The following is a 22,181-nucleotide window of genomic DNA, read 5'->3' on the forward strand; positions in this document are numbered from 1 at the left end:
TGGGAGTTTGGGTTTGGCGTCGGCTCGTGGGTCCCGGATGCCATTCGAGCCGAGCCGAGCTAGGCCCAAATCGGGCCCGACGGTTGGGGCCGCCCCTCACCCGGCGCTGCGCGCCACCCTCTCCCCGAGGGGGCGAGGGTTGGGGCACTGGCCGGGCCACAGCGAAAACCCTCGCCCCGTCGGGGAGAGGGTGCCCGGCAGGGCGGTGAGGGGGCGAGACTTGTCCGCCTCCCAAGAGGGGAGAGGTGTATGGAGCGCGCTATTGCGCAGCGACCGCGACAAAGCCTTCCTGGGCGGCTTCGTAGCGGACCAGGGCGGTCTTGATGTCGTCGGGCATGCCGATGGGCTTGTGGGTTTCCAGCGAGGTGGTCACCGCCACGAATTCGCCGCGCACCGCTTCCTTGCCGCCCTTCATGGCGTGAAGGTTGAGCGTATAGGAGGCGTTGCCGACGCGTTTGACGATGACGAAGACTTCAAGGCGTTCGCCCATCAGCACAGGGATGAAGAAGTCGGAGGCAGCGTGGGCGTAACCCATGCCGATGCGACGATCGCGGATGATGGCGTGGTAGTCGATGCGCAGGTGCTCGGAGAACCAGTCCTCCATCACCGTGTTGAAGATGTCGAAGAAGTTGGGGGTGTAGACGATGCCGGCCGGGTCGCACTGGCCGAAATGGATCGGCACGATCTTGCTCCAGGTGCTGGTGGGAAGCTGGTCCTGGGTGATGGGGACGGCACGGCTCATAACGCTAACGACTCCGGTAGGCTCTCTGCCTGATTTCTCTCATCTTTGGCATATTACTTCAAGTCTAAACTATTTAGAAAACAGGGTGCAACTTGACCCGCGCTGTTGCGTTAGCTCGGGCAAGGCGAGAAATTGTTGAAGCTTCAAGCGAACCCGCCTACCTGACCTTCAGCCCAACCTTTGCGGAATGCCCTCATGGCCAGCGCCGACGACCAGTGGATCGATGCAGAAACCAAGATCGTGGATGCTCCCGCCGACCATCACGATCCGCTGCGGCTGTGGCTGCGCCTGTTCTCTGCCTCGCGCATCGTGGAAGCGGAGGTCCGCCGGCGCCTGACGAGGGAATTCGACATTACGCTGCCGCGCTTCGACCTGCTCTCCCAGCTTTTCCGCGTGGATGACGGACTGGTGCTCGGCGAAATCTCCAAGCGCCTGATGGTGTCCGCGGGCAATATCACGGCGATCGTGGATCGCCTGGCCAGCGAGGGCTACATCACGCGCACGCCCGACCCCAAGGACCGGCGCGTGCAGATCATCCGCATGACGGCCGAAGGGCGGGCGTATTTTGCCCGGATGGCGGCGGCTCATGAGGCGTGGATCGGCGAGATGTTCGCGGACCTGAGCGCGGAGGATACCCGGGCGCTGCTGGGGTTGCTGGGCAAGGCCAAGGTTTCGGCGCGCAAGGCGTTGCAGGACGGGGAATAGGCCGGCGGCTTGTGCTCTGGGCTATCCCCCCACCCCTTGTTCCCTCCCCACACGGGGGAGGGAGACCTGCTGGCTCGATCGTGCCCCATCGCCTCTCTCCCCCTTTTGGGGGGAAAGAGGGTGGGGGTGAGCCAAAGACTCAGTACTTGCCCGAGAGCAGTGCCCCGGCATTGGGAATGCGGGTTTCGAGGTTGAGGCTCTTGAGCATCTGGTAGGTGGTGGCGATCGAGGCGGAGAGCACGGGGATGCCGGCTTCCTGTTCGACCTGGGCGATGGCCGGCAGGGACGGCATCTGCACGCAGGCCGAGAGCACCAGGGCGTCAACGCCGGTGAGGTCGAGGCGCTTGTAGATTTCGAGGAGGTTCTTCGGGTCCTGGATGCCGACTTCCAGATTGTCGGGGATTTCGAGCGCGACGAAATCCTTCACCGCAATCCCTTCGGCCTCGATGTAGTCGACCACGAGTTGGGTCAGCGGCTTGAGGTAGGGGCAGACGACGGCGATCTTCTTGGCGCCCAGCGTATGCAGGCCCTCGACCAGCGCGCCGGCGCTGGTGACCACGGGAGCGTCGGCGCCGTTATCGGTAGTGACCTGGCGCAGGCGGGACTGGGAGGTGCGGTGGTAGCCGTGGCCCATGCTCATGATGGCGACGAGGCAGGCATAGCCGAGCACGTCGACGCGGGCGTCCGAGAGTTCGGCGGCGCAGCGGTCGCTGTCGCGATCCATGGCCTCGAGCTCTTCCTTGACCACCTTCTTCATGCGCATGCGCGAGGAGTGGAAGGTGAAGCGCTCGGGAAAATCGAGCATGCGCGCGTTGAGCAGCGCCGGAATCTCGGTTTCCATCGTGGTGTTGGACGACGGCACGATCTGGCCGATGCGGTAATTGAGCTTAGACAAGTTGGAGTGCTCCGGAAAAGAAGGATCAGGCTTCGTCGGGCGCGGGGTCGCCATTGGCCAGCCGCCAGTCGGCGGCGGGTTCGCCGGCCCAGGAGACGCGGGAATTGGCGCGGCGGTTGACCCTGAGGTCAAAGACGTCGAAGCGGTTATAGTGGCCGGTAATGTCGTGCATCTGCTTGGGCTGGATGCACTTGTTGAGGTCGATCTCGGCGTAGACGATGCCTTCCTCGTCCACGAGCCCTTCGCCGACCACGCGGCCATCGGGACCGAGAATGCCCGAGAAGGCGCTGCTCTTGCGTTCGAGCAGCGGGCGGGCTTCCGGGTGATTGACGGTCACCGCCTCGATGATCTCCTCGGAGATGGTCGAGCAGGCGACGACGGTGAAGACCTTACCCTCGAAACTATGCGCGGCAGCGCGCAGCTTGATGGCTTCGGCCATGTCGTAGTCGGGCGGGGCGACGGGCAGCGAGATGTAGCTGGCCACGTGCACCATCTCGCCCTGGGCGAGAAGGGTGAAGCGGGCCAGCGTATTGGTGTTCTCACCGCAGGCGAGCGAGCCGAGGCGGCCGATATCGGTATCGAGCACCTGGAGCGTCGAACCGTCACCGCCCGCCCAGGTGAGCTTTTCGGCCCAGGTGGGCACGAGCTTGCGGTGGCGATTGAGGATGGCGCCGTCCGAGCCGATGGTGACCAGGGTGTTGTAGATGGTGCCGTGGCTCTCACGGGTGCGCTCGTTGACGCCGATCACCACGTTGACCTTGCATTCGCGCGCGGTAGCGGCGATGGCGGCGATCTCGGGGCCGGGGATCTCGACCGAGGCTTCGTAGATCTTCTGGAACCAGGGGCCGCCCTCGATGGGCGACATGATCCAGCTCCAATAGGGATAGGCCGAGATGAAGACTTCGGGGAAGGCGACGAGCCTTGCCCCGTTGGCGGCCGCCTCGCGGATGAGGGCGCAGGCCTTTTCGGTCGTGGCCGCCGGGTTCATGAACACCGGAGCGGTCTGGACCGCGGCGGCGGTGAATTTGGGGAAGAGACCCATCTTGAGCGTCCTTATGCTGTGCGAGGCGGCGGGTTCAATCAGACGGCGACGATCGGGTGGCGCAGCTTGCCAAGGCCATCGACGCCGGCTTCGACCACGTCACCGGGCCAGAGCCATTCCTGCGGCGAGCGGCCGGCGCCGACGCCATCGGGAGTGCCGGTGGCGATGATATCGCCCGGCTCGAGCGTCATGCCCTGGCTGATGTCCGAGATCAGGGTCGGCACCTTGAACAGCATATGCTTGGTGTTGGACGACTGCTTGGTGACGCCGTTGACCGTGAGCCAAAGGTCGAGGTCATGCGGGTTCGGCACTTCGTCGGCGGTGACGATGCAGGGGCCCATAGGCGCGTAGGTGTCCTGGCCCTTGGAGACGATCCACTGGCCGGCGCGGCGACAATCGCGGGCCGAGAAGTCGATCAGGACGGTGTAGCCGAAGACGTAGTCGAGGGCGTCGGCTTCCTCGACGCGCTTGGCCTTGCGGCCCATGATCACGGCCAGTTCGACTTCCCAGTCGAGCTGCTGGGTGATCTTGGCGTTGTGTTCGATCGCGTCACCCGGGCCGCAGACGGCGGTGGGGGGCTTGGAGAAGATCACCGGCTGCTTGGGCAGGTCCTTGGAGGTGTCGAGCGAGCGCGCGGATTCGGCGACGTGCTCCACGTAGTTGAGGCCGATGCCGAAGATGTTTTTGCGCGGGCGCGGGATCGGGGCCAGGAGCTTCACGTTGGAGGCGTAGAACGCCGTGCCGACGGGGAACTCGCCTTCGCTGTCCTCGATGAGCTGACGGGTGGTGTCGAGCGCAGCGGGTCCCAGATCGATGAAGGTGAGCATGTCGTTGGGCAGCTCGATTTCATAGGCGGCGCCCAGCGCTTCGATGTCGATGACCAGGTCGCCGACGAGCGCACCAAGGCGGCCGGCGGCGGCGGGGCCGCTGCGGTAAGTAACGAGACGCATGTTCAATTGGACCTTGTGTTAGCCGGGGCGGGCGTCGCTTGCCCGGATGTCCCCGTTGATGTCTAGGGCACTTCCCGCGTGGGGAAGCGCCCATGGATAGAGGTGATTAGGCTTCGACCTTCTGGTGGCCGTCATTGTCGCCGAAGGCCTGTTCACGATAGAGGCCCAGCGCGTTCATCACCGGGAAGTCGTTGAAGGCGAATAGGCACGCATCGTCGCTGGACGAGCCGTTGGCATGCTCGTGGAAGGCCCAGGACGGGACGCAGAAGATGTCCTTCTCCTTCCAGTCGAAGCGCTGGCCGCCAATGATCGAATAACCCGAGCCCTTGGCTACCTGGTAGATGACGTTGCCGGTATGGCGGTGGGCCTTGGTCTTCTCGCCGGCACGCAGCAACTGCATGGACGCGCCGAGCGTGAGCATGACGGGGCCGTTGTTGCGCGGGTTGACGTAGTTCATCAGGATGCCGTCGTACGGCGAGCCGTCGGTGACCTTGGAATACTTGACCAGCGCCTCGTAGGTCGGACCCCACTCATACTTGTAGAGCGGCGAATAGGCCTTGTCCCAGGAGACCTGGGGCTGCAGGCCCGGGGCGCCGAAGGTGTACTTGGTGTCGTCCACCGCATAGCCGACCTTCTGGTGCATGTCCGGATGGACGGCATAGAAGTTGGCTTCGAGCGTGTTGACCAGCGGGATGTCGAGGCAATCCTGCCAGATGCAGGTGGTGCCCTCCGGGTCGATGCCGTGTTCGTGCCAGGTGCCGTTGGGGGTGAGAACGAGGTCGTTGGCGCCCAGGGTCATCTTGTGGCCGTCAACGATCGTATAGGCGCCGCGACCTTCCATGATGAAGCGCATGGCGGAGGTCGAGTGGGCGTGGGCCGAGGCGGTTTCGCCGGCCTTCATCACCTGCAGGCCCGAATAGATGCCGCCCACGCAGGCGGCGCGGTCACCGGCGCCGGGATTGTTCAGGTAGATCACGCGGCGGCCGGCCTTTTCAGGCGTCACCAGGTCGATGGCGCGCAGGACGTGGCTGCGCATCTTGTCGTAGGGCCAGAGCACGGGGCTGTAGCGCGACACCGGCTCCCAGGGCTCGATCTTGTTGGCCACGGTCCAGAGCGCGCCGGCCTTGAGGGTCTCGAGTTCCTCGTAATAGGCGAGCAGTTCGGCGGTGTCTTCCACGTCCGAACGACCGGCGACGGCCTCGCGGTGGTTCTCTCTAGCAGCGGTCATAAGCTGATCTCCCTTACTGGACCTTGGCATCGAAGAATAATGGTTGGCTTTCGAACGTCAACAGGATTTTATAAAATCCATCGACTTGCGCAAATTTCGTGCAATCGGGTAAAACCCAGGTGCCCCAATAGCGACGCGAATGAGCATGCCCAGTACCGACGCGCTGCGTGACGACGACGCCTCCCTTGCCGATCGGGCCTATCGCCTGATCCAGGACGACATTCTCAACGGCGTGTTTTCGCCGGGCGAACCCCTGCGTCTGGCTGCCCTCAAGGATCGGTACGGATTGAGCTTTTCCCCGCTCCGCGAGGCGCTGACGCGACTCGCAGGCGACCGGCTGACCGAGCTCGCCTCGCTGCGCGGTTTCCGCGTGGCGTCGGTCTCGCTCGACGAAATGTGGGACCTGATCGAGACGCGCACGCTGGTCGAATCGGAGGCGCTGCGGCGCTCGATCGCCAAGGGCGACGTCGATTGGGAGGCGCGCGTGGTCGCCAGTTTCCATGCACTGAGCAAGGCCATCGAGCTGCACGTGGCGGTCGAAGGGCAGTTCGACCAGGCGCTCGAGGATCGGCACCAATCCTTCCACCACGCCCTGATCTCGGCCTGCGGCTCGCAATCGCTGCTGCACATTGCCGGCCAGCTCTATACGCGGACCGAGCGCTATCGCCGTCCGGCACTTTCGGGCGAACTTCGTGGCGCGGGTGGCCCACGCGACGTGATGAAGGAACACGCCGAGCTGATGGATGCGACCCTCAAGCGGGATGCCGGCCTGGCGGTCGCGCGCCTCGACGAACACTATCGGCGCACCGGCGAATTGATAGAGGTTGGTCTGCGCAGCGCCGCTGCGGCCGAATAGGCCGCTCAGCGCGGGCGGATCATCTCGAAATAGCCCTCGGGCAGGATCTCGAAGAAGTCGCCACGCCCGCCCGCGCGCAGGATCGGCCGGGCGGAAAGCGTGTCGTAGACGCCGTCCTTGATGAGCGAGCGTTCGATATAGGCCGCCACCACTTCCCCGAACGTCACCCAGGTCGTGACCGGCGCGCCGGCAGCCGTCTGCAATTGCACGATCTGGGTAACCTTGCACTCGAAGACCACCGGGGCCTCGGCGACATGGGGAACCTTCACCAGGCGCGAAGGGGCCGGGGTGAGCCCCGACAGTGCAAATTCGTCCACGTCCGGAGCCACCATGGCCGACGTCATGTTCATGGCTTCGGCCAGAGGACGGGTAGCAAGGTTCCAGCAGAACTCCCCGGTCTCGCGCACATTGGCCAGCGTGTCCTTGGGACCCACCGTGGCAAAGCCGACGATCGGGGGCACGTAGTTGAAGGCGTTGAAGAAGCTGAAGGGCGCCAGGTTGAGGTGCCCCGCTGCGTTCATCGAGGAGACCCAGCCGATCGGGCGCGGCCCGACGATTGCGTTGAATGGATCGTGCTTGAGCCCATGGCCGCTGGCGGGTTCGTAATAATGATAGTCGCGGGGCATCGTCGGTGCCGCCTCCAGTTACGCCTGGGGGCGCTCTTAGCAGGTCCTTGCTCGGGCGTCTGCTAATTGTCCGATGCCACCCAGCCACCGAACCCACCCTTGAAATAGACCAGCGGATCGCCGTCGCCCGCGCGCGCCGCCACCGCCCGCCCGAGACAGATGGCGACCTTGTCGCGCTCGATGATCTCCACGAGTTCGCAATCGAAGGCGCCGATGGCGTCGTTGAGCACGGGCGAGCCGGTCTTGAGTTCACCCCAGTATTCGCCCTCGAAACGATCGGCGCCCTTGAGGCCGCTCCTGGGATGGAAGCGGTCGTGGACAGGGCGGTCGATGCTGGCGAGGAAGTTGATGGCGAAAGCCCCGGTGTCCCGGATGACCGAGAGGGCCGAGGTCGACTGGTCGACCGAGACCAGGAGCGTCGGCGGGGCGGCGCTGACATGAGCAGCGGAAAGGGCGATGAGGCCGGCACGGTTCTCGCCGCGGCCGGCAGTCACCAGCGTCATGCCGATGGCGCGCGACCCGAGGACACGCCAGAAGGCGCCCTGATCGAGTTCGGAAAAGTCCTGCATCAGTCCTGCTTGCCTCCGACCTGATCATAGATGCCGTTGCCATAGACGAGGGCAGGTGCATCCGGACGCACACGCAGCTCGATGACCTTGGCGATGATGATGGAATGGGTGTGCCTGTCGATGCGCTCTTCGAGCTCGCAGTCGAAGGCGACTAGGGCATCGGCAAGTATGGGGGCGCCGGTCGCGAGCGTCAGCCAGTCGGCGTTGGCGTAGCGTGCTGGGCCCTTGGCGCCGTCGCGGCCGGCAAAGCGGTCGGCTATGTGTTGTTGCTCCCCGGTAAGGGCATTGATGCCGAAGCGCTTGTATCTGTCGAGCAGCGGCCAGGCAGAGGCCGAGCGGTTGACGCAGAACAGCATGCGGGGTGGCTCGGCCGAAAGCGAGATCACCGAGGTGGCTGTGAGCCCGGACCGCTCCTCGCCCTCGCCGACGGTGATGACGCAGACACTGCCCACGAAGCCGCGCATGGCGCGCTTGAACTCGTCGTTGGGTACCTCCCAGTCGACCAGGTCGCGAATGTTGAACAACTCATCAAGAACCATGACGCCCTCCGCGTGCAGGTTCGGAAACCGGCCCCCTCAGGCCATGTTCCCGCAGGGTTGAATTCGGAATATGGGGACCGGGCGCGGAACCGGCGTGCCGCGCCCGGCCAAGGATCGCGCTATTGCCGTACGAACGGCTTGCGCAGGCCCTTGTCCTCGAGGATCGGCAGCACGTTGTCGCGGAAGTACGGGAACTCCTTGTTCCAGTCGAGGAACGCGATGGTCGTGCCGGAGAACCCCGCCTCGGCGAGATCGACGAAGCCCTGCGCCACCTGCTCGGGCGTGCCGATCAGCGGGTAGGCGCCGTGGCCGGAGGCCATGCGGTCGCGGATGAGCTTCAAGAGGTCGTGCGGGAACGACTGGGCGTGTGCGAACTGCAGGTTGACCAGATTGTCGACCGCTTCCCAATCCGAGTTCTCGTAGAAGTAGTTGTAATGGTCCTGCGCTTCCTTTTCGGTCGGCGCGCAGGAGACCAGGGCGATGGTGAGGATGCCCACGTCGCGCCCGGCAGCGGCGGACTGCTCTTTGAGTTTGACGATTTCCGCCTTGGAGCGCGCCAGGTCAATTGCCGGGGTGAAGAGGAAATTGGCGTTGCGCACCGCGAACTCGCGGCCTTCCGAGGAACCGGCGGCGTTCAGGATCGGCACGTTCACCTGCGGCTTGGGATCGGAGTGGACGGCCTTGAGCTTGAAATACTCGCCTTCCCAATCGAAGGTGCCGTCATGGCTCCAGAGCTTCTTAATGACGTCGAACCATTCCTGCGCATAGCCGTAGCGCGAGATGTGGTCTTCGGGGAGGTTGAGGCCGAGCGCCTCGTATTCCGGCTTGTTCCAGCCCGCTACGATATTGAGGCCGGCGCGGCCCTTGGAGATGGCGTCGAGCGTGGCGATCTGCTTGGCGACGACAACGGGCAGGTTGGCGACGGTGTGGATGGTCGAGAAAACCGTCAGGTTCTGGGTATTGGCCAGCAGGCCAGCCGCCCAAGTCATGGTCTCGAGCACGTGGCCGTGGAAATTGGTCTCGCCGCCATAGCCGATCCAGCGGGCGATGGGGAGCATGAAGTCGATGCCGGCTTCATCGAGCATCTTGGCGAGGGTGAGGTTGCTCTCCCAGCTTGCATCCCAGCGGTCGGGGACCTTGGTGACGGACATGCCGCCCGAGCAGTTGCTGGCGAACGAGCCGAGCAGGAATTGATCTCGTTCCAGAATCGGGGGATTCTTCTTTGTTGTCATATCGTTCTCCCTCCAAGAAGAATTTTATGATAGAAAGTCTATCGTAAAGTCCATTGGATCGCAATGCGACTTTGGGCGAGAAGCGGACGACTTCGCGGAGATACAGATTGGCGCGGCGCGATACCGGCAAGAAAAGCCCTTTAGAATCAGAGGCTTTGTTTCATCCTTGGCACCTGGCGCGCGACACGCATGAGTCGGCGCTCGCGGAGCTCGAGATTTCCATCATGGCGGCGTTCGAGAGTTTCGGGCGCTGGCAGTCGGCCTGCCTGTCGGCGGTAACGGATTTCGCCGCGACCGGCCCGGAGAATGCGCTGCTGCACATGATCCGCATGGACGACCGTCCCAAGAACATCCACGACCTCGCCGCGATCGGAAACCGCACCGACATCGCCAATATCCAGTACAGCCTGCGCAAGCTCATCAAGGCGGGGCTGGTGACGCGAAAGGGCAGCGGCCGCTCGGGCGTGCTCTACGAGGTGACCGATCTCGGCCGGCGGGTCACGGACGACTATGCCGATGTGCGACAGGACGAGATGATCCAGCAATATGTCGCCGATCCGGCGCTGGAGGCGGACGTGCGCAAGGCGCGCGACACCCTGATGAAGGTGTCCGAGATCTACGAACGCGCCGCCCGCGCCGCCGATGCCCGGCGGTTAGGCGTGACCCGCGGTACGTAAGACGCGGTTTTTCCTGCAGTTTCACGCGCCCGGCCCGCAAGGTCCGGGCGCTTTGTTTTTTGTGGCAAGAAACGGCTTGATCGGATTTTAGTTTAGACCTAAAGTAATTTGCAACGACCTATCCTGGAGCGAGTCTCGAGCATGAAGATCACCATTGTCGGCGGCGGTCCCGGCGGCCTCTATTTCGCGCTCCTCACCAAGCTGGCGCGGCCGGACTGGGTCATCGAGATCTACGAGCAGAACCAGCCGCTCGACAGTTTTGGGTTCGGCGTGGTGTTTTCCGACGAGACGCTGGAAGAATTCCTGTCGCGCGATCCCAAATCCTACGAGCGCATCCGCGACGAGTTCTCTTACTGGGACGACATCGGCATCCACTACAAGGGCAACGAGATCCGCTGCTCGGGCAACGGCTTCTGCGGCCTGTCGCGCAAGAACCTGCTCAGGACGCTCCAGGAGCGCTGTGCCGAAGAGGGCGTGGTGCTGACCTTCGGAGAGCGGATCGATGCGTCCCAGGTCAAGGCGCGCTTTGCCGATTCCGACATCATCGTGGCCGCGGACGGCATCAACTCGCCCATCCGTGAGCATTACAAGGAATTCTTCAAGCCGACGCTCGAGTGGAAGTCCAACCGCTTCGTGTGGATGGGCTCGACCCGGCCGATGGACGAGTTCAACTATTTCTTCAAGGAAACCGAGCACGGCGTCATCTGCGCCCATACCTACGAATACGAGGAAGGCCGCTCGACCTGGATCTTCGAAATGGACGAAGCCTGCTGGCAGGGCCACGGCTTCGTCGAGACCGACGAGGAAGGCTCGCGCGCCAAGCTCGAAGCCATCTATGCGGACGAGCTCGAAGGTCACCCGCTGCTGCTCAACCGGTCGCACTGGCGCAAGTTCCCGCGCATCTTCTGCGAGAACTGGTACCACGAGAACATCGTGATCTTGGGCGACGCCAAGGCTTCGGCGCATTTTTCGATCGGCTCGGGCACCAAGCTCGCCATGGAATGCGGCATCGCGCTTTCGGACGCTGTGGTGGCGCATGCCGAGAAGGGCGTGGAGCAGGCGTTCGAGGCCTATGACAAGGCGCGCCGCGCCCAGTGCCAGATCACCCAGCACAATGCCGACGTTTCGCTGGCCTGGTTCGAGCACATGAACCGCTCCTTCGACATGGACCCGATGCAGTTCGCCATGGTGGTGATGTGCCGGGCCAAGGCCATCACCTACGATAACCTGCAGGTGCGCGATCCCAATTTCATTCGCGAGGTGGACGACGCCTTCTATGCGCGCCTCAAGGCCGAAGGCGGCGGCGATTTCACCGAGACGCGCCCGACCGCGATGTTCACGCCCTACAGGATCGGCGAGCTGGAGCTGGCCAATCGCGTGGTGATGTCGCCGATGGGGCAATACTCGGCCGACGAGGCGGGCAACCTCACCGACTGGCACTTCGCTCATTACATGTCGCACGCTTTGGGCGGCGTCGGGCTGATGCTGGTGGAAACCACCGCTCCAAGCCCCGAGGCTCGCATCACCGCCAATTGCCCGGGCCTGTGGACGGACGAGCACGAGGCGCAATGGAAGCGCGTCGTCGATTTCGCCCATGAACGCTCCGACACCAAGGTCGGACTGCAACTGGGCCATGCCGGTCGCAAGGGCTCGACCCAGCGCGGCTGGGAGAAGCCTTTCCATCCGCTGGCGGAAGGCAATTGGCCGCTGGTCTCGGCCTCGGCGCTGCCCTGGATCGATGGCGTGAGCGCGGTGCCGCGCGAACTGGATCGCGCCGGGATGGACGCCGTCATCGCCGATTTCGTGCAGGCGACCGAGCGCGCGGCGCGCGCCGGGTTCGACCTGCTCGAACTGCAGGCGGCGCATGGTTTCCTCCTCGCCTCGTTCCTCTCCCCGCTTACCAACAAGCGCACGGACGAGTATGGCGGCTCGATCGAGAACCGCCTGCGCTTCCCGCTTGAAGTGTTCAGCGCCATCCGCGCCGCCTGGCCCAAGGAGCGGCCGATGTCGGTGCGCATCTCGGCCTCGGACTGGGTCGAGGGCGGCACCAGCGAGGAAGACACCTTCGCCATCGCCCGGGACTTCCAGGCAGCCGGTTGCGATATCATCGATGTTTCGAGTGGTGGCACCGTTTCCAGCCAGCCGCCGCTGCGCGGGCGCATGTACAACATGCACCTCTCGGAGGCGATCCGGAACGTCACCAAGGTGTCGACCATCCTCGTTGGCGGCGTCACCGAACCCGGTCAGGTCAACACGATCCTGCACACGCGCCGCGCCGATCTCGTGGCGCTCGCCCGGACCCTGCTCTGGAGCCCCTATTTTGTGCGGCAGGCGCAGGCCTGGTACGGCGCCAACGGCCAGCGCTGGCCCGAGCAATACCTACGCAGCCGCGACGTCGCCTTCGGCGAGGTCGGCAAGAGCCGCGCCAAGCAGGTATCGGCCCAGCGCAAGCTGCGGCCCGCGCGGCACATGAAGCAGAACGCGTGATCCGTAAGGCTTATGGACGGCGGCGACCGCCGTCCATACTCGGGTCGTGTTGAATGCGCCGAGTGGCGCCTAGACCCGCACGCGCGGATCGAGGAGCAGGTAGAGGAAGTCGACGACAAGGTTGGCGACCACGATGAAGAAGCCGGCCAGCATCACGACCCCGATGATCACGGGACGATCCTGGGTCTGCACCGACTGCACCGCCAGTGAACCGATGCCCTGAAGTCCGAAGACCTGCTCGGTAACCAGCGCGCCGCCGAGCAGGGCCGCGATGTCGGCACCCAGTTGCGTGGTGAGCGGGGTAAAGATCGAACGCACGCCGTGCTTGTAGATCACCTTGCGCTCCGAGAGACCCTTGGCCCGCGCGGTACGGATGTAATCCTCGCCCAGCACCTCGAGCATCTGCCCGCGCGTGAGCCGAGCGTAGATCGCCGCCGATGTCAGTGCCAGCGTGAACCAGGGCAGCAGCATGTGCCAGGCCCATTGGGCGGGATTGGCGAGGAAGGGCTTGTATCCGCCGGGCGGAAACAGGGTAAGTCCGGCCTGTCGCGGCAGGAAATAGAGGAAATAGAGCGCTGCCATCCCGAGTACGAACGAGGGAAAGCTGATCCCGATGAGGATAAAGCCCTGCCCGACGCGGTCGCGGAGGCTTCCCGGGTACCGAGCCGACATGATGCCGATCGGAATGCCGAGGCAAAGCCACATGATGACCGCCCCGATGCACAGCGAGATCGTCGCCGGCATGCGGTTCTGGATCAGCTGGATGACCGGCTGCTGGTTTCGGTAGGAGAAGCCGAGGTCGCCCGTCAGGCTGCGGCCCAGAAAACTGAAATACTGCTCGATCACCGGACGGTCGAGGCCGAGGTTTTCGCGCACCATGGCGACCTGCGCCTCGGTGGCGCGCTCGCCGGCAACCAGCCGGGCTGGATCGCCGGGCGCCACGAAGAATAGCGTGAAGACGAAGCCGCTAAGCAGCAGCAACACCAGCGCGGCAAAGCCGATGCGACTTGCAATGAAGCGGATCATGACGCGGCCGGGGCCTTCTGTTTGGAACGTTTGCGAAGGGCGCGCCTGGAGCTGTTTGGGTCCAGGGCATCGCGCAGGGCGTCGCCGAGGATGTTGAAGGAAAGCGTCGTGAGCAGCAGCGCCAGGCCCGGGAACAGCACCAGCCACCAGGCGAACATGTAGATCGAGTTGTTTGCAGCGTCGGCGAGCATGCCGCCCCAACTGGGTGCCGGTGGCACGATGCCCAGCCCGAGGAAGGAAAGCGTGGCCTCGAAGATGATGGAACTGGGGACCATCATGGTCGTGTAGATGATGATCGGCACGGTGAGGTTGGGCAGGATGTCCGTCACCATGATCGAAAGATGTCCCGCGCCCAGTGACCGCGCCGCGACGACGAACTCGCGTTCCCGGAGCGAAAGCACCTGCCCCCGAATGACGCGCCCCATGGTCGTCCACGAGAAGAAGACGATGACCGCGACGCTGAGCGGCACGCTGGGGCCGAACACGGCCACCAGCGAGAGCATGCACAGGAGCACGGGAATGCTCATGACCAGGTCCATGAAGCGGCCGAGAACCACATCGACCCAGCCGCCGAAATACCCCGACACCAGCCCGACCGTGACCCCGATCAGCGCCGCAAGAAGCGATGCGACGACGCCGATCGCCAGGGAAATGCGCGCCCCGTAGGCTAGGCGCACAAAGACATCGCGCCCCAGTTGGTCGGCGCCGAAGAAGAAGTCCGCATTGGGGCCTACCGGCAGGCCCGTGGGGGTCAGCGCCGTGTCGCGGAACTGGTCGATCGGGGAGTGTCCTGTCCAGGCCGCGATGCCGTCAGCGCCGACGGCGAACGCCACGAGCAGGAGGATGAAGCAAAGCGATATCAGCCCGGCCTTGTCCGAAAGCAGGCGGCGCATGGTGAGATCGAACGAGCTGCGTTGCTGGACTGGCTGGTTCATGCGCCGATCTCCAGGGCTGCCGGTCGGGCGCTTCGAAAGTCCGGGTCGGCGGCGGCGAGCAGCTCGCGCGTATAGGGGTGCTGGGGCATGTTGTAGAGGGTCTGGGTGTCCGCATGCTCGACGATCTGTCCGGACTTCATGACCACGATCTGCGAGCTGACGTGGCGCACGACCGCCAGGTCATGGGAGATGAAGAGATAGGAGAGCCCCAACTCGCTTTGCAGGCGCGCAATCAGGTTGAGGATCTGCGCCTGGATGGAAACGTCGAGCGCCGAAACCGGCTCATCGAAGATGATGAGCGAGGGATTGAGCGCCAGGGCGCGGGCAATGCCGATACGCTGCCGCTGGCCGCCCGAGAACTCGGAGGGAAACCGGTTATAATGCTCTGGGTTGAGGCCGACGATTTCCATGAGCTCGCGCACGCGTCGCTTGCGGTCGGCGCCACTGGCGATGTTCTGGATGCGGAACGGATCGCCGATGATGGATCCCACCCTGCGGCGCGGATTGAGCGAACCGAAGGGGTTCTGGAACACCATCTGCACGCGCTTGCGCATCTCGACCCACTGCCGGCGGTCGAGCCCGGTTATGCTCTCGCCCTCGATGACGACATCGCCCGATGTCGGCGGCAAGAGACCGGCGATGATGCGCGCCAGGGTGGACTTGCCACAACCGCTCTCACCCACGATGCCCAGCGTCGTGCCCCGGGCAAGGTCGAAGCTTATGCCCTTGAGGACTTCCACGCCGGGCGTAGCCCCGAAAAGATTACGCCCGCCATAGGTGAGATGCACATCCCTGACGCTGACGATGGGCGGCGCGTCCGGAGCTGGCTGCAAGTCTTGGATCGGCTCCGCCGGAACCGAGGGCGCAACGCTGGCCGCCTTTGTCTCCAGCCAGCAGAGCGAACGCGTTTCATCGTCGAACTCGCGCAGGGGCGGGCGCTTCTGTCCGCAGATTTCCATCGCGCTCTGGCAGCGGGCGGCGAACGCGCAGCCGACCTGTTCGGCAAGCAGGCTCGGCGGCTGGCCGGGGATCGAGGGGAGCGGGCCGCGGGTTTCCTGGGTCGGGGATGACCGCAGGAGACCCAGCGTGTAGGGATGAGCCGGCGCCTTGAGCACAGCCTCGCCCGGCCCTAGCTCCATACGGTTGCCCGCATACATGACCATGGCGTGATCGGCGATGGAGGACAGCAGCTCGAGATCGTGCGTCACCATGATGATCGCCGTACCCAGTTCGCGCCGCATCTGGTTGAGGAGCGCAAGGATCTGCGCCTGCACGGTGACATCGAGCGCCGTGGTCGGCTCGTCCGCTATCAGCAGCGCAGGGCGCAGCACGATGGCCATGGCGATCATGACGCGCTGGCGCATGCCGCCGGAGAACTGGTGAGGAAAGTCGAAAACGCGCTTCTCGGGGGAGTGGATGCCCACCCGGCCCAGGATATCGATCGCCTCCTCGAGCGCGGCGCGTTCGCTGATCCTGCGATGGGCGCGGATAGCTTCGGTGATCTGGCGACCGACGCTGTAGAAGGGATGGAGGCTCGAAAGCGGATCCTGGGAGATCATCGCGATCCGGTCCCCGCGAAGCTTCTGCATCTGGCGGGGCGTCAGCTCGAGCAGGTTCTTGCCTTCGAAGAGGATTTCCCCGCTGATGCGGGCCCCGGGCATGAGCCCGAGTATGGCCTGGGACAGAACGCTCTTGCCCGACCCGGATTCGCCGGCGATGCCGAACAGCTGTTCCGGCTCGACGCTGAACGAGACGTCCCGCACCGCATGCACGTCGCCGTCACCCGTCGGAATATCGATGTGCAGGTTGCGGACGGTGAGTAGGGGCATGGCCGGAACGCTAATGGGACATTCTATTAGTTGGACCGGAAATCCCGTCGGGACGTCCGGTCCTTTGGTTGGATAGACGCAATCTATCAGCGGTTCAGCCAGACATTGGTCCAGTCGCCGTTCCCGCCCGCAGCGAAGGGCAGGAAGTTCTCGACGGCCGTGCCGTGGTAGAGAACCGTAGTCAGCGACACCAGGGGCACGGTGGGAGCGTCGGCAACCACCATCTCATCCACTTGCTGCCAGAGCTTTTCGGATTCGGCCAGATCGGTCGTGGTCAGCGCGCGCGCGGCGACTTCACTGGCGGCGTCGTTGTTGTAGTCCGAGAAGTTGAACGTGCCGTGGGTGCCGTCATAGGTGTATTGCGGCTGGTAGATGGAGCGCGCTGCGCCACCCGGCCAATCCGGCGACCAACCCGACGGCACCAGGTCCCACACGCCATTGAGCGCGTTGTCGAAGTTGGTGATCAGTCGCGCATAGAAGTCCGAAGCCGGGGTCGGCACGAGTTCGATCGTGAAGCCCGCCTTCTGCAGGCTGGCCTGCAGCACCTGGGCGACAGCCGGGTCGATGCCGAGGTTCCGGAACGGCATCTTGAGGGTGAGGCCATCGGGATAGCCGGCTTCGGCGAGAAGCGCGCGGGCCTTTTCCGGGTCACCCTGGTTGTTCGGGGTCGGGTAGGGTGAGAAGTCGTGGTTGCCCAGGATGCCGAGCGGGAAGATGCCGTTGAGCGGCGTCGCGAACTCGGGTCCACCGTATTGCTGGACCACCGCGGCCTTGTCGATCGCGTAGTTGAGGGCCTGGCGAACCTTGGGGTTGCGCAGCGCGCCGTCATTGTTGTTCGAGACCGTGTTGATCCAGATCATCTTGGAGGCGCCCTCGGCCAGGGTCGAGAGCTTCTCGTCGCCCTGCATCTTGAGCATCTGCACGGTTACGGGCGGCACCGGGATATCGAACAGCATGTCGCCGTCGCCCGACTGCAGCTGCTGCATGGCCGCGTCGGCCTGGACGCCGGCAACCACCTCGATGGCATCGACATAAGCCTTGCGCAGCGGATCGTTCTCGGCCTTCCAAACCGGGTTGCGAACCAGGCGCACCATGGAATCGGGAACGTAGGATTCGATGGTGTAGGGCGCCGCGGAAATGAAGTTCTGGCGGTATTCCGGGCTATCGGGGAGATAGTCCAGCACTTCGACCGGCGCCGGCGAGGTGACGGGCAGGGTCAGAAGGTAAATGAAGTCATTGGCCGCGCGGGTGAGCTGGAAGACGACCGTATCGTCGGACGGCGTCTCGATGCCCTTGATGTCGCCCTGCTCGATATAGGCCTTCATCGTGTCGACCTTGGCGTCGACCTTGGCGAAGCCGGCGCAGAAATCGGCGAAGCCGACAATCATGTCCTCGAAATAGCTGGCCGATGGCGAGGGCAGGAACGGGTTGCACAGGCGCATGAAGCCGCGCTCGATGTCGGCCGACGTCACCTGGCGCGCGCCGCCAGGGGCATTCCAATCCACGCCCTGGCGCAGCTTGAAGGTATAGGTGAGCCCGTCATTGGTGGGCGTGGGCACGCTCTCGGCCAGGTCGGCCTGGGGCGCGATCTGCTCGTGCGGATCTTCCGAAGCGGCAAAGCTGATGAGTTGGCGCGTCACGGCGCGAAAGAAGCTGCCGGTGACGGCGGTCGCGGGCGGCACCGTATCGAAGCGGTCCACCTCGGCGGTGCCCAGGACCCGCAGGGTGCCGCCAGTTTTGGCCTCCTGCGCCTGCAGCGCCGTTGAGCTCATAAGCGACAGCGACAAGAGCCCCAGCATTATGGCGGCAGATGCGCGAACTTTCATTGGTTAAATCCCTTTCCGCTTGTGCGGCTGTTCCCTCGGATGACTGCTCCTTCCCAGGCCGAGCTTTTAACCCCTGAACGTTCCCGGAAAGTTGGTGAGCATTTGATCAAGCCTTGCAAACATTAGGGGCGTGATCCGGTTTCTGTCAACGCTCTATGATCGCTCCGTCCAAAATCCCCCGGCGGCCTGCACCTTCGGGGTTTCCGGGGTTTGGGTGCACCTGGGCGCCGGTTGCCTTCCAGCCCTCTCTGAGCAATGTGCCTGATGAGATTTTTTGATCAAATCTCTTTACAGCCTTCGTGGGCCTCGCCTAAACATTGGGCATCGAAGGCGGTTTTCGACGCCGCAGAGAACACTCATCCACATACAGGGGCAGAACCATGGCCGCAGTCCTTTTCTCCAACGCCACCGTATTCGACGGAGTGAGCGAGGAGGCGGTGCCGGGCATGAATGTCCTGGTCGTTGACGGTCGTATCGCCGAAGTCTCCGAGCAGCCGATTTCCGCCAGGGGAGCGGTCGAGTACGATCTCGATGGTCGCACGCTGCTCCCTGGTCTCATCGATGCGCACGCCCACGTGTTCGCCATCAACCTGGTCGAAGAGCGCAACCGCAATATCGCACTCACTGAGATGACCGCACGCGCCGTGCCCCGCATTCGCAAGATGCTGGATCGCGGTTTCACCGGCGTGCGTGACGTGGCCGGCGGCGATGTGGGTATCCGCAACGCCATTGAGCAGGGCTTCATTCCCGGCCCGCGTCTTTTCGTCGGCGGTCCGGCCCTGAGCCAGATCGGCGGCCACGGCGATCACCGCAGCCTCACCGACGACCGGCTCGATATCGACGTCAATTCGAGCGCCTTCACCTTCACCTGCCGGATCGTGGACGGCATCGAGAACATCCGTAGCGTCGTGCGCAACGAACTGCGCAAGGGCGCCGACCATATCAAGGTGCTGGCCTCCGGCGGCGTCGGCTCCCCGGCCGATGCCATCGAGGCGCTCCAGTTCACCGAAGAGGAAATCCGCGTCGTGGTGCAGGAGGCGGCGGTGCGCGGCAAGTATGTATGCGCCCATGCCTATGAAAGCGCCGCCATCGCGCACTCGATCCGTGCCGGTGTCCGCACCATCGAGCACGCCAATCTCATCAACGCCGAGACGGCTGCCATGGTCGCCGCCGCCGGCGCCTATGTGGTGCCCACGCTGGTCGCCTATGAGGTCACGGCCCAGCACGGCGAAGAGCTTGGCCTTTCGCCCTACGTCATGGCCAAGCTCAACATGGTCAACGATGCCGGCATCGCCATGCTCGGCCTGTGCACCGATGCCGGCGTCAAGCTCGGCTTCGGCACTGACCTGATGGGCGAGATGGAATTCGCGCAACTGCAGGAATTCACCATCCGTGGGCGCGTGCAGCGCCCGGTGGACGTCATCCGTTCGGCCACCTCGGTCAATGCCGAGATCGTGCAGATGGCCGGTGAGCTCGGCGTCATCGCGCCCGGCGCCATCGCCGACATCATCGTGGTCGATGGCGATCCGCTCAAGGATATCGCCATCCTCGCCGAGCCAGAGAAGAACCTGCGCCTGATCATGAAGGACGGTGCTGTCTACAAGACCGACCTGGTTGCAAAGTGAGCGGCGGGGAGGAGCGGGGGATGACGCGGCGTTCGATCTATTCGGGTTCCCGCTTCGAGGAACTGGCGGGTTATGCCCGCGCCGTCGTCGACGGCGAGTTCATCTTCATTTCCGGCACCTCGGGAAGCGATCCCGCCACCGGGCAATTCCCTGCCGGAGCAGAAGACCAGGCCCGCAATGCCCTGACCATTATCGGCAAGACCCTGGCGGACGCCGATGCCGGGTTTGAGCACGTGGTGTCGGTGCGTGTCTACCTGGCCGACCGCGCCGACGTCGTGCCGGTCTCCAAACTGCTCGGATCCACTTTCTCCGACCCACGGCCGACCAACACCACGATCATCTGCGGCTTCCCGGTCGAAGAGATCAAGGTCGAGTTCGAAATGGTCGCTCTCAGGCGGCGCTGACCCGCCCTCCGAGCCTAGCCAGAAGCACACAGGACGTTACGATGCGGCGCGTCGCAAAGCGAATTTCGGAAACTCCGGCCAAAAGTTTTGGCATGTATGAACGCGCCGCGCGCGCGGAAGCTACCGGCAGCCAGCCCATCCGCATGGAGTTCGGCCGCCCGTTCGCCGATACGCCCGAGCATATCAAGCAGGCCACCATCGAGGCCATCGCCGCCGGCCATGTGCACTATTCCCACCCCGCCGGCCTGCCCGAGCTGCGCGAAGCGGCGGCGATCAAGCTGCGCGAGCGCAACCGTCTGCCCGACGTGACCGCGGACGATGTGCTTGTCACCAACGGCATGTCGCACGCCGCGTTCATTACCTTCATGGCGCTGCTCGACCCCGAGGACGAGGTCATTCTGCTTTCGCCCTACTATCCCCAGCACCTGGGCAAAATCGAATTGACCGGCGGGCGGCCGGTGGTAGTCGACTTGGATGCGAGCGACGGTTACAGCATCGATCATGGCGCCATCGCTGCCGCGATCACGCCGCGCACCCGCGCCATCCTTCTGGTCAACCCCGCCAATCCGACCGGACGCGTCTATACGCATGCCGAGCTGCGCGGCCTGGCTGACCTCGCCATCGCGCACGACCTCGTGGTGGTCTCCGATGAAATCTATGAGGACGTGATCTTCGACGGCCTGCCCCACATTAGCATCGGCGCGCTGGAGGGCATGTCGGACCGCACGGTCTCCATGTATGCCTTCACCAAGTCCCACGCCATGGACGGCTGGCGGGTCGGTTATCTCACCGCTCCCCGTTGGCTGCTGCCGGCCCTGATGAAGGTCTCGACCAACGACATCACCCACGTGAATACCTTCGTCCAATACGGCGCCAAGGCCGCCATAGAAGGGCCCCAGGAAGTGCTCGAGCACCTGCTGGCCGAGGACAGGGAAAAGCGCGACTTCACGGTGGCGAGCCTCAACCAGATGCCGGGCGTGCGCTGCGCCTCGCCCCAGGCCGCGACCTTTGCCTTTCCCGATGTCTCGTCTCTAGGGATCCCCTCCCAGGAACTGGCCGAGCGGATACTCGACCAGGCCGGCGTTGCGGTGGAGGCAGGCAGCTTCCATGGCCATGCGGGCGAAGGGCACCTGCGCATCAGCTTCGGCTCGGTTTCGATGCCCGAGCTCGAAAACGCCATGCAGCGCCTCGCCCGTTTCTTCAATGCCCTATGATGGGCTCAGCCGTCATTGGCGGGCGAGCACAGCGGCACCAGCAGCGCCTGGGTCTCGCGAATGTCGGCCTTGATCTGCTCGACCGCCTCGGCCTGGTCGCCTTCCTTGAGCGCCGCGATCAGCCGCTGATGGTGGTCGCCGTAGACCTCGAACTTGCCGGCTGCCAGCTCGGGCTCGATATGGTTGGTCAGCATGCGCAGATAGGGGCCGAAGCGCAGCCAGAGCGTGTCGATCAGAGCCAGCAGCACGGGCGAGCCGGCCGTCTCGTAGATCATGAAGTGGAAGTCGCGGTTCTTGGCCAGCATCAGCTGGATGTCCTGATCGCGTCCCGCGTCCAGGTGATCCTCGGCAAGGTTTTCGATAGCGCGAATGATGCGTGGCGTCATGTTGCCGACCGCCTGGGCCGTGGCGGCCGTTTCCACGATCACGCGCGCATTGCACAGGTCGTCCAGCCGGTCGCGCGAGACTGCCGGTACATAGGCCGAGCCGTTGGACGCCGTTTCAAGCGCATTCTCGGCCACCAGCCTCCTCAAGGCTTCGCGCACCGGCATGTGGCTGGTGCGAAAGAGGGTGGAAAGGGAGGAGATGGTCAGCATCTGGCCGGGCTTGAAACGGCCGGTCATCAACGCGTGGCTGAGGCGCTGGTAGACCACTTCCTGTACGGTTCGGCGCTTGGAGACCGGCTCCAGTCCCGTTTCGTCCAGTTCGCTCGCCTTGCGTGGTGCCGCCATGGATGGCCTCTTTCGATAGCATCGTGCCCCGTGACCCGCTTCT

At 64.2% G+C, this 22,181-nt stretch carries 21 protein-coding genes; 7 read left to right on the top strand and 14 right to left on the bottom strand.

Annotated elements, in window-relative coordinates; translation table 11 throughout:
* Positions 1 to 259 precede the first annotated feature (259 nt).
* Positions 260 to 742, bottom strand: a complete 483-nt coding sequence (locus tag FNA67_RS03030) for an acyl-CoA thioesterase (RefSeq protein ID WP_082202383.1) — start codon at positions 740 to 742, stop codon at positions 260 to 262.
* 195 nt (positions 743 to 937) lie between these two features.
* Between FNA67_RS03030 and FNA67_RS03035 the strand changes: the two genes are divergently transcribed.
* The gene (locus FNA67_RS03035) at positions 938 to 1,447 is read left to right on the top strand and encodes a MarR family winged helix-turn-helix transcriptional regulator (RefSeq protein WP_147655034.1); all 510 of its coding nucleotides are present in this window, start codon (positions 938 to 940) and stop codon (positions 1,445 to 1,447) included.
* Positions 1,448 to 1,586: 139 nt separating this feature from the next.
* Here FNA67_RS03035 and FNA67_RS03040 read toward each other — a convergent pair whose 3' ends face one another.
* From FNA67_RS03040 to FNA67_RS03055, 4 genes are all read right to left on the bottom strand, one after another.
* Positions 1,587 to 2,342, bottom strand: a complete 756-nt coding sequence (locus tag FNA67_RS03040) for a maleate cis-trans isomerase family protein (protein ID WP_371874363.1) — start codon at positions 2,340 to 2,342, stop codon at positions 1,587 to 1,589.
* Positions 2,343 to 2,367: 25 nt separating this feature from the next.
* Complete coding sequence (locus tag FNA67_RS03045) at positions 2,368 to 3,384, bottom strand: carbon-nitrogen hydrolase family protein (protein WP_147655035.1); 1,017 nt, start codon at positions 3,382 to 3,384, stop codon at positions 2,368 to 2,370.
* 38 nt (positions 3,385 to 3,422) lie between these two features.
* Complete coding sequence (locus tag FNA67_RS03050) at positions 3,423 to 4,334, bottom strand: fumarylacetoacetate hydrolase family protein (protein WP_147655036.1); 912 nt, start codon at positions 4,332 to 4,334, stop codon at positions 3,423 to 3,425.
* A gap of 106 nt (positions 4,335 to 4,440) precedes the next feature.
* The gene (locus FNA67_RS03055) at positions 4,441 to 5,562 is read right to left on the bottom strand and encodes a cupin domain-containing protein (protein ID WP_049707653.1); all 1,122 of its coding nucleotides are present in this window, start codon (positions 5,560 to 5,562) and stop codon (positions 4,441 to 4,443) included.
* Between the two features lie 145 nt (positions 5,563 to 5,707).
* Here FNA67_RS03055 and FNA67_RS03060 point away from each other — a divergent pair, with 145 nt between their 5' ends.
* Positions 5,708 to 6,418, top strand: coding sequence for an FCD domain-containing protein (locus FNA67_RS03060; RefSeq protein WP_210246424.1), 711 nt, complete (start codon positions 5,708 to 5,710; stop codon positions 6,416 to 6,418).
* 5 nt (positions 6,419 to 6,423) lie between these two features.
* On the opposite strand, the gene FNA67_RS03065 is transcribed toward FNA67_RS03060, so the two are convergent.
* The 4 genes from FNA67_RS03065 to FNA67_RS03080 form a co-directional block, all read right to left on the bottom strand.
* Positions 6,424 to 7,044 (bottom strand): flavin reductase family protein, encoded by a 621-nt coding sequence (locus FNA67_RS03065; protein WP_147655038.1) that lies wholly within the window; start codon positions 7,042 to 7,044, stop codon positions 6,424 to 6,426.
* Between the two features lie 62 nt (positions 7,045 to 7,106).
* Entirely contained in the window at positions 7,107 to 7,613 is a 507-nt protein-coding gene (locus FNA67_RS03070) for a flavin reductase family protein (RefSeq protein ID WP_147655039.1), read from the bottom strand.
* On the bottom strand, positions 7,613 to 8,152 hold the full coding sequence (locus FNA67_RS03075; RefSeq protein WP_147655040.1) for a flavin reductase family protein: 540 nt from the start codon (positions 8,150 to 8,152) through the stop codon (positions 7,613 to 7,615). Before FNA67_RS03075 ends, FNA67_RS03070 begins: the two co-directional genes overlap by 1 nt.
* Before the next feature lie 119 nt (positions 8,153 to 8,271).
* Positions 8,272 to 9,384 carry an LLM class flavin-dependent oxidoreductase gene (locus FNA67_RS03080; protein WP_049707658.1) on the bottom strand — a complete coding sequence of 371 codons (1,113 nt, stop codon included), beginning with the start codon at positions 9,382 to 9,384 and terminating at the stop codon, positions 8,272 to 8,274.
* A 155-nt stretch (positions 9,385 to 9,539) separates the two neighbouring features.
* Between FNA67_RS03080 and FNA67_RS03085 the strand changes: the two genes are divergently transcribed.
* Complete coding sequence (locus FNA67_RS03085; RefSeq protein ID WP_244616453.1) at positions 9,540 to 10,061, top strand: winged helix DNA-binding protein; 522 nt, start codon at positions 9,540 to 9,542, stop codon at positions 10,059 to 10,061.
* A 141-nt stretch (positions 10,062 to 10,202) separates the two neighbouring features.
* Positions 10,203 to 12,548 carry an oxidoreductase gene (locus tag FNA67_RS03090; RefSeq protein WP_147655041.1) on the top strand — a complete coding sequence of 782 codons (2,346 nt, stop codon included), beginning with the start codon at positions 10,203 to 10,205 and terminating at the stop codon, positions 12,546 to 12,548.
* 69 nt (positions 12,549 to 12,617) lie between these two features.
* Here FNA67_RS03090 and FNA67_RS03095 read toward each other — a convergent pair whose 3' ends face one another.
* From FNA67_RS03095 to FNA67_RS03110, 4 genes are all read right to left on the bottom strand, one after another.
* Positions 12,618 to 13,574 (bottom strand): ABC transporter permease, encoded by a 957-nt coding sequence (locus tag FNA67_RS03095; RefSeq protein WP_147655042.1) that lies wholly within the window; start codon positions 13,572 to 13,574, stop codon positions 12,618 to 12,620.
* Entirely contained in the window at positions 13,571 to 14,509 is a 939-nt protein-coding gene (locus FNA67_RS03100) for an ABC transporter permease (protein ID WP_147655043.1), read from the bottom strand. The genes FNA67_RS03095 and FNA67_RS03100 overlap by 4 nt, the downstream gene beginning before the upstream one ends.
* Positions 14,506 to 16,338: a dipeptide ABC transporter ATP-binding protein gene (locus FNA67_RS03105; RefSeq protein WP_147655044.1), complete on the bottom strand. Its 1,833-nt coding sequence runs from the start codon at positions 16,336 to 16,338 to the stop codon at positions 14,506 to 14,508. The genes FNA67_RS03100 and FNA67_RS03105 overlap by 4 nt, the downstream gene beginning before the upstream one ends.
* Positions 16,339 to 16,424: 86 nt before the next feature.
* Positions 16,425 to 18,164 (bottom strand): ABC transporter substrate-binding protein, encoded by a 1,740-nt coding sequence (locus FNA67_RS03110; RefSeq protein WP_244616454.1) that lies wholly within the window; start codon positions 18,162 to 18,164, stop codon positions 16,425 to 16,427.
* Between the two features lie 380 nt (positions 18,165 to 18,544).
* Here FNA67_RS03110 and FNA67_RS03115 point away from each other — a divergent pair, with 380 nt between their 5' ends.
* From FNA67_RS03115 to FNA67_RS03125, 3 genes are all read left to right on the top strand, one after another.
* Positions 18,545 to 19,789, top strand: coding sequence for a metal-dependent hydrolase family protein (locus FNA67_RS03115; RefSeq protein WP_147655045.1), 1,245 nt, complete (start codon positions 18,545 to 18,547; stop codon positions 19,787 to 19,789).
* Between the two features lie 20 nt (positions 19,790 to 19,809).
* On the top strand, positions 19,810 to 20,193 hold the full coding sequence (locus FNA67_RS03120) for a RidA family protein (RefSeq protein WP_147655046.1): 384 nt from the start codon (positions 19,810 to 19,812) through the stop codon (positions 20,191 to 20,193).
* A 92-nt stretch (positions 20,194 to 20,285) separates the two neighbouring features.
* Positions 20,286 to 21,407, top strand: a complete 1,122-nt coding sequence (locus FNA67_RS03125) for a pyridoxal phosphate-dependent aminotransferase (RefSeq protein ID WP_244616455.1) — start codon at positions 20,286 to 20,288, stop codon at positions 21,405 to 21,407.
* A 5-nt stretch (positions 21,408 to 21,412) separates the two neighbouring features.
* On the opposite strand, the gene FNA67_RS03130 is transcribed toward FNA67_RS03125, so the two are convergent.
* Positions 21,413 to 22,138 carry a GntR family transcriptional regulator gene (locus tag FNA67_RS03130; RefSeq protein WP_049707668.1) on the bottom strand — a complete coding sequence of 242 codons (726 nt, stop codon included), beginning with the start codon at positions 22,136 to 22,138 and terminating at the stop codon, positions 21,413 to 21,415.
* Positions 22,139 to 22,181: the final 43 nt, after the last annotated feature.

The organism is Youhaiella tibetensis, from assembly GCF_008000755.1.
GTDB lineage: Bacteria > Pseudomonadota > Alphaproteobacteria > Rhizobiales > Devosiaceae > Paradevosia > Paradevosia tibetensis.